Source organism: Bacteroidia bacterium, from assembly GCA_025056095.1.
Classification (GTDB): Bacteria; Bacteroidota; Bacteroidia; order JANWVE01; family JANWVE01; genus JANWVE01.
This window is the reverse complement of record JANWVW010000136.1, coordinates 1-7478: the sequence shown is the minus strand read 5'-3', so window position 1 is coordinate 7478 and position 7478 is coordinate 1. Positions and strand designations below refer to the sequence as shown.

Genomic DNA, 7478 nt, shown 5'->3' with positions numbered 1-7478 from the left:
TTTTTTTTTTTGTGTTTTTGGTGGGGGGGGGGGGGGGGGGGGGGGGGGGGGGGGGGGGGGGCCCCCCCCCCCCCCCCCCCCCGCCCCCCCCCCCCCCCCCCCACGCCGACCTTGCCCACACAAGCGCAAGCGAAGTGTGGGCAAGGACACGCCCAAAAAAGAAAATTATAAGAACCTTAACTTTTTGGGTATTGCATTCACATAAAAAATAAACTTAACATGGTAGCCAACTTGATTCAAAACATTGCCCCACGCAAATTTTTCAGAAAAAAGAACACTTCACCTTGTTTTTCAACCTACACATCTACCATTTCTATAACAGGCTGACAAAGTTCCTTAGGAATAAGCGCAGGCCAATAAGCCATAATTTCACTGGGCGTAGGTCTTCCTCCTGCAAAACCTGTTACACTACTGGGTCCTGTCAAGATGAGTGGGGCAATTTCCTTACCAAACCTATCCATCGCTTTTAAGTCTTTACCTCTTACCGATACTCTCAACTGTATTTCGTTTATGTCATCTTCATTTTCAATAGTTTTAGCCACGTTTTCATGACAAGCATTGTAGCCCACTAGCTCTGCTCTAAATTCCTCAAACTCAAATCCAAGATTTTGCAACCTGCGCTTTAATATTTCTGCGGCTTTAAGGGCTTTACTTTTAGCTTGGGGCCAAGAGTAGGTCAAAGTAGCCGTAGATTTCCATCCATCTTGATAAGCACAAGAAACTTTATAGTATGGAGTGGCAGGTCTTCCCTTAATTCCGAACACTCTTACTCTATGCTTACCTACTTGTTCCAATTGAATAGAAGTAAAATCCGCTATACAATCTGGGGTAATGTATTCACTTGGATTGCCAATTTCATACAGAAGTTGCTCTTTTACGGTCATCTCGTTTACTAGGCCGCCTAAACTTTCGTGTTTAGTAATCACAAAAGTTCCATCGGGATACGCTTCGCAGATAGGAAAGCCAATGTTTTCAAAACCTTCCACTGTATACCAATCTGTGAAATTACCGCCTGTACTTTGTGCTCCACACTCTAATATATGCCCTGCAACGGTTCCTGCAGCCATTTTGTCCCAGTCTTCCATGTCCCATCCGAATTCATAAACCATTGGCGCTAAAACTAAGCCTGTATCGGTTACTCTACCTGTAACAATAATATCTGCGCCCTGCTTCAAAGCTTCAACAATCGGTCTAGCTCCGTAATAAACGTTTGCACTGACTAATCTATCTTTTACCTTTGAAATAGGTTCGCCAGTTTCCATGTTGTTAAGCAAAGCGCCTTTTTGCTGCAATTCATCGATGCGGTCTAAAATGTTATCACCGTGTATTACAGCAATTTTAAGTCCTGTGATGCCGAGTTCCTTTGCGTATTCAAGAATTTTGTCTTTACATCCTATTGGATTTACACCGCCTGCATTAGAGATAACTTTAATTCCTTTTTGCTTAATATCGGGTAAGATTTCTTTAATCACATCGGGAAAGTCGCGTGCGTAGCCTGCGGCAGGGTTTTTGAGTTGTTGGCGCCTCATAATGGACATGGTTACTTCTGCCAGGTAGTCCATGGTGAGATAGTCTATGTGTCCGCATCTTACTTGGTCAATAGGGGCGCGGAGCAGATCCCCCCAAAAACCTTGACCTGATGCAATCCGAATCATGCTTTTCATAACTCAAAAATACAATTGTTGGCTGTACTACCAAATTTTGCTTATTCATTTGCAGAAAAACTTACCTGTACAATTTGCAATGTGCAATGCTTTGTATTCGTTTTTCAGCTAATTGGTTAGCAGCTTGAGCAGTGGTAACGTTTTTTGAACGCGCTTCTTCAAATACATTGAGTGCAATAGTGTAGATGTATTCACATTGTTCTAAAACTCGTTTGCGATTATATCCGTTAAGTTCTGAATATACGTTAATTAGTCCTCCTGCATTGACAAGGTAATCAGGTGCATACAGAATATCTCTTTCTTTTAGCATTTGTGCATGTTTAACTTCATCTTTGAGTTGATTATTAGCGCATCCTGCAACAATTTCGCATTTGAGTTGAGGGATAGTTTCATCGTTTAGAGTTGCGCCAAGGGCGCAAGGTGCGTAAATATCCACATCTAAGCTGTAAATTTCTTCGGGCTTAACATAAATCGCTTGAGGATATTGTTGTTGAACATTTTTTATTTTATCTTCATAAATATCTGTAAAATAGACTGTTGCTCCTTCTTTAATTAAGTGGTCTATGATATGAATGCCTACGTGTCCTACGCCTTGAACGCTTACTTTTTTATGTTGTAGACTATCTTTGCCCCATTTGTATTTTGCAGCGGCTTTGATGCCCATATATACGCCATAAGCTGTAAAAGGTGAGGGGTCACCGCTTCCGCCCATGCTTTCGGGAATACCTGTTACGTACGGAGTTTCCATGCGGATGTACTCCATATCTTTGGTGGTAGTCCCTACATCTTCTGCGGTAATGTATTTTCCTCCGAGATTATGGACAAATTTGCCATATCTGCGCATGTAAGCTTCGCTTTTATCCTTTCGAGAGTCTCCGATGATTACTGCTTTACCTCCGCCTAAATTCAGTCCTGCTAGGGCAGCCTTGTAGGTCATTCCTCTTGATAGTCGTAGAACATCTTCTAGAGCTTCTAACTCATTAGCATAGGGCCACATTCTTGTTCCTCCTAATGCAGGACCTAATATCGTGTTGTGGATAGCAATGATAGCTTTTAAACCTGTATGCTTGTCATAGCAAAGCATAACTTGCTCATGTTCATATTGAACTATCCCACCAAATAAGGTTGTACTTTCCATAAATGAATATCCTTGATTAGCTTTCAAATAACTGTACTTAATCTTAAAAATGCAAGTGGAATTTATTTGATTTTGTTGATTTTTGGTGTACGAAAAGTATTTTTTAGCTTGATAGTCAATTGGATTGGTATTAAACTTATATTAAGCCTGTTTTTATTTTGTGCAAAAGCTAAAGTTTAATTTTTCGGCGTACCCTTGTGGCGTTTTGCTGCGCTCATGCCCAAAAGGTCGGCATGCTTCGGACTGCGTGCGGAATGCCCTGACCCTTGCACAGCAAAGGAGCACGCCCAAAAAATAATTTACTTAAACAAAAAAGCCCTCTTAAAAAGGGCTTAAAAAGTTCCGTAAAATTTTTGTGGAGATGGTGGGAATCGAACCCACGTCCAGCGAAGGTTTTCAATACAAGTTCTACAAGCTTAGTTAGATTTTAATGTCGCTCCTATGCCTCTAATCTAACAAACGGCATAGTCGCCAGTCCGAAAATGTTTCAGCTATTCCTTGGACAGAAATAGCCTATCCTGCTTAAACCGATGCTTCAAGTGGAAGGTGCAGGCAACCTTCCAGAGAAGCAGTAGCCGGGCTAATTCGCTGAATTAGGCGGCTACAGAATAAGAATAGTTGCCGTTTATTTTTTGAAAGTTTCTTTAATGAGTGTACTTTCAAAACTCAGCTTGCCCTTGTATTGACCACGCAACCTGTCAAGTCCTGTCATCCCCATTTTTTCAAAGAACGTGGTATTTATACTTACTTTTTGGTTGCAAAGTTACAAAAATTTTATTTCATGCTACAAGATGCTGAAAATCAAACGAAAAAAATTATGACTAAATTTTACTCGGCTTTTCTTTATACAAATTGAATAAATTCAAGTATTTTTGAGCATAAAAAGAAAGTATTATGGCTTATGAAATGGTAATGCCCAAAATGGGCGAAAGTATCATGGAAGGCACTATCCTACGTTGGCTAAAAAAAGAAGGCGACACCGTAAAGCAAGATGAAACGGTCTTAGAAATTGCTACCGATAAGGTAGACTCCGAAGTTCCTGCACCCGTAGCAGGCAAAATCATAAAAATTTTAGCAAAAGAGGGCGAAGTAGTGCAAGTAGGTACTACCATAGCGTTAATTGCAACCGCAGAGGAAGAAACTACACCTGCTGCACAAATAGAACAAGAAGTTCAACAAGCTATACAAAATGTAAGCAGCCAAGTAGTTATTCCTGTGTCTAACGCAGCTCATACGCAAAGTACAGCCCAAAATAACGCTACTCGTTTCTACTCCCCCTTAGTTTTGAATATCGCCCAAACCGAAGGTATTTCTATGGCAGAACTTGAAACTATCCCAGGTACAGGTTCAGAAGGGCGGGTAACCAAAAGAGATATTTTAGACTATATCCAACGTAAAAAAGAGGGAAAAGTTACTGCTGCTGCGGCTACTACCACACAAACACCTACGCCCTCTGTTGAAAATAAACCTCAAACCGCCACTCTCAACACAAGCTACACTAGTACCGCTAAATCCATTTCAGGTAATGTAGAAATTATTGAAATGGATAGAATGCGCAAAATGATTGCAGAACACATGGTAAGAAGCAAGCAAACCTCTCCCCATGTAACTTCATTCATTGAGGTGGACGTAACTAACATTGTCCTATGGCGAGATAAAGTAAAAAATACTTTTGAAAAAAGAGAAGGTCAAAAACTTACTTTTACACCCATATTTATTGAAGCTATTGCCAGAGCTATTAAAGACTTTCCCTTAATCAACGTATCCGTAGATGGTGATAAAATTATCGTTAAAAAAGACATAAACATTGGTATGGCAGTAGCTATCGGTGAGCATGGCACAGGAGGATTAATTGTTCCTGTTATTAAAAACGCAGATGAAAAAAGTTTAGTAGGCTTAGCAAAAGCTGTAAATGACCTTGCCGAACGCGGTAGAAAGAACAAACTAACTCCTGATGACTTAGCAGGCGGCACATTCACTCTAACTAATGTGGGAACATTTGGCAGCTTAATGGGAACTCCAATTATCAACCAGCCCCAAGTAGCCATATTAGCCACAGGTGCTATAAAGAAAAAACCTGTAGTAATTGAAACTCCACAAGGTGATATGATTGGTATTCGGCAAATGATGTTCTTGTCTTTGAGTTATGACCACAGAGTAGTAGATGGGGCTCTCGGCGGTTCTTTCTTAAAGCGCGTCGCAGACTATTTAGAAAATTTTGATATTAACCGAACCATATAAAGCAGATTGCTTTAAACAGCACTAAATTCCTTCCCCTGCATAAATTTACCACTTGAAAGAAACCCTATCTATTCGTCAGTGTTTACTTTCTAAAATTTTAATTAGCCTTGAAACGAGTAGCTATTCTAGGTTCAACAGGTTCTATTGGAACACAAGCTTTACAAGTAATTCAACAGCATCCCGATAAACTAAAAGCGGTTGTATTGACGGCAGGTAATAATTATGCCCTTCTTATTGAACAAGCTAAAACCTTTCTGCCTGAATATGTTGTCATTAACGATGCACACTACGAAATTGTAAAACAAGCTCTTCGAAAACTACCTATACAGGTTATAGCTGGGAAAAAAGGATTAAAAGATGTAGTTACGTTAGAGAGTGTAGATATTGTTTTGACTGCCTTAGTCGGTTTTGCAGGATTAGAACCTACTATGCAAGCTATACGCCACAAAAAAGCAATCGCCTTAGCTAATAAGGAGACTTTGGTAGTGGCAGGTGAACTCATCACAAAACTTTGTCAAGCGTATCAAGTAGACTTAATTCCTGTGGACTCTGAACACTCTGCTATTTTTCAATGCTTAGTAGGTGAGCCGCGCAATAACATAGAAAAAATTTATCTCACTGCATCAGGCGGACCTTTTAGGGGAAAAAAGAAAAAAGATTTGACTCACGTTACGCCCCAGCAAGCACTCAAACACCCTAATTGGTCTATGGGTGCCAAAATTACAATAGACTCGGCTACTTTAATGAATAAAGGGCTAGAGGTCATTGAAGCTAAATGGCTATTTGACCTATCACCTGAACAAATAGACGTAATAGTACATCCACAATCAATTATCCATTCTATTGTGCAGTTCAAAGATGGAAGCATGAAAGCACAAATGGGTTTACCTGACATGAAATTGCCAATACAGTACGCGCTTTCGTATCCCCAAAGATGGTACAATAATTTTACTCGGTTTAATTTTTTTCAATATCCCAACCTGACTTTTGAAAGCCCTGATACAGAAACTTTTTCTTGTCTATCTTTGGCTATACAAGCCCTTAAAACAGGGGGAACTGCTCCTTGTGTGCTTAATGCTGCAAATGAAGTCGCCGTGAATGCTTTTCTACATAAAAAAATAAGCTTTTTACAAATTCCTGAACTCATAGCACAAGCTATGTCCGACATTCCCCACATTCCGCATCCGAGTGCAGAAGACTTATTCAACACTGATGAACAAACACGCAGACAAGTTCAAAGTTGGCTAAATTAAAAAAGGGAGCTTAGCTCCCCCTTTCATGGTATAAGTCAATTTTTATCCTTTTACCGCAGATAGTTTATCTAAAACTTCGCACTGCTCTTTTACAGCTTTAGCAGATGCATGAAGCAGTGCTTTTTCGCTTTCAGTAAGTTGTAATTCAATAATTTGTTCTACCCCATTTTTGCCTAGAATAGCAGGTACACCCACGTAGATATCATTTAGTCCATACTGACCTTGCAGATATACACAGCAAGGGAATATGCGCCTTTGGTCGCGTAGAATAGCTTCAACCATTTGGGCAGCAGCAGCGCCTGGGGCATACCAAGCTGACGTACCCATCAATTTTACTAACTCACCCCCACCGAATTTAGTGCGCTCTACGATAGCATCAATTTTATCTTGTGGTAGTAGTTCAGTTAAAGGAATACCAGACACAGTAGTGTACCGAGGTAAAGGTACCATAGTGTCGCCGTGTCCTCCCATTAAAACAGCCTGAATGTCCTTTGGACTAATATTCAAAGCTTCGGCGATAAAAGCTCTGTAACGAGCTGTGTCTAATATCCCTGCCATACCTAACACTCTATGAGCAGGAAAGCCTGATACTTTGTAAGCGTGGTAAGTCATTACGTCCAAAGGATTGGACACCATGATGATAATTGCGTTAGGGGAGTATTTTACCACATTTTCGGTAACACTTTTTACAATGTCCGCATTGACAGAGATTAAATCATCGCGAGACATTCCAGGTTTTCGAGGTACTCCAGAAGTAATAACTACTACATCTGAATTTGCGGTCTTAGTGTAATCATTTGTGCATCCGATGCAATATGTGTCGTAGTAATCAATAGGGGCTTGTTGCCACATGTCTAAAGCTTTACCTTCTGCAATACCTTCCTTAATGTCTAAAAGGACTATTTCTTTGCATAGTTCTTTATGGGCTATGACGTTAGCGCAGGTAGCGCCTACGTTACCTGCACCAATTATGGATACTTTTGTCATAATGGTTTATTTCAATATGTGCCAAAAGTACGAAAAAAATTATCTCATACAAACTTAACCTTATTTTATTTTGGGTAAAGTGTGTAAAAGTTGTTTTTTTATTGCTTTTGAAGATTTATTTTTTGGGCGTGCCCTTGCCCACACTTCGCTTGCGCTTGTGTGGGCAAGGTCGGCGTGGGGGGGGGGGGGGGGGGG

General features: G+C 40.4%; 6 protein-coding genes and 1 other RNA gene. 3 read left to right on the top strand and 4 right to left on the bottom strand.

Annotated elements, in window-relative coordinates:
- Positions 1-296 precede the first annotated feature (296 nt).
- The gene (locus tag NZ519_09890; protein ID MCS7029063.1) at positions 297-1664 is read right to left on the bottom strand and encodes a DUF1446 domain-containing protein; all 1368 of its coding nucleotides are present in this window, start codon (positions 1662-1664) and stop codon (positions 297-299) included.
- 61 nt (positions 1665-1725) lie between these two features.
- The gene (locus tag NZ519_09885) at positions 1726-2802 is read right to left on the bottom strand and encodes a leucine dehydrogenase (GenBank protein MCS7029062.1); all 1077 of its coding nucleotides are present in this window, start codon (positions 2800-2802) and stop codon (positions 1726-1728) included.
- 160 nt (positions 2803-2962) lie between these two features.
- Between NZ519_09885 and NZ519_09880 the strand changes: the two genes are divergently transcribed.
- Positions 2963-3100, top strand: a complete 138-nt coding sequence (locus tag NZ519_09880; GenBank protein MCS7029061.1) for a hypothetical protein — start codon at positions 2963-2965, stop codon at positions 3098-3100.
- Between the two features lie 55 nt (positions 3101-3155).
- Here the strand turns inward: NZ519_09880 and ssrA are convergent.
- Positions 3156-3518, bottom strand: a transfer-messenger RNA (tmRNA) gene (ssrA, locus tag NZ519_09875).
- 175 nt (positions 3519-3693) lie between these two features.
- On the opposite strand from ssrA, the gene NZ519_09870 reads away from it, so the two are divergent.
- Both NZ519_09870 and NZ519_09865 read left to right on the top strand, forming a co-directional pair.
- Complete coding sequence (locus NZ519_09870; protein MCS7029060.1) at positions 3694-5043, top strand: 2-oxo acid dehydrogenase subunit E2; 1350 nt, start codon at positions 3694-3696, stop codon at positions 5041-5043.
- Positions 5044-5150: 107 nt separating this feature from the next.
- Positions 5151-6296, top strand: coding sequence for a 1-deoxy-D-xylulose-5-phosphate reductoisomerase (locus NZ519_09865; GenBank protein ID MCS7029059.1), 1146 nt, complete (start codon positions 5151-5153; stop codon positions 6294-6296).
- Between the two features lie 42 nt (positions 6297-6338).
- On the opposite strand, the gene mdh is transcribed toward NZ519_09865, so the two are convergent.
- Positions 6339-7283 (bottom strand): malate dehydrogenase, encoded by a 945-nt coding sequence (mdh, locus tag NZ519_09860; protein MCS7029058.1) that lies wholly within the window; start codon positions 7281-7283, stop codon positions 6339-6341.
- Between the last annotated feature and the right edge of the window lie 195 nt (positions 7284-7478).

Coding starts and splice junctions, on each gene's coding strand:
- NZ519_09890 (MCS7029063.1), bottom strand. CDS start 1,664: ATGAAAAGCATGATTCGGATTGCATCAGGTCAAGGTTTTTGGGGGGAT.
- NZ519_09885 (MCS7029062.1), bottom strand. CDS start 2,802: ATGGAAAGTACAACCTTATTTGGTGGGATAGTTCAATATGAACATGAG.
- mdh (MCS7029058.1), bottom strand. CDS start 7,283: ATGACAAAAGTATCCATAATTGGTGCAGGTAACGTAGGCGCTACCTGC.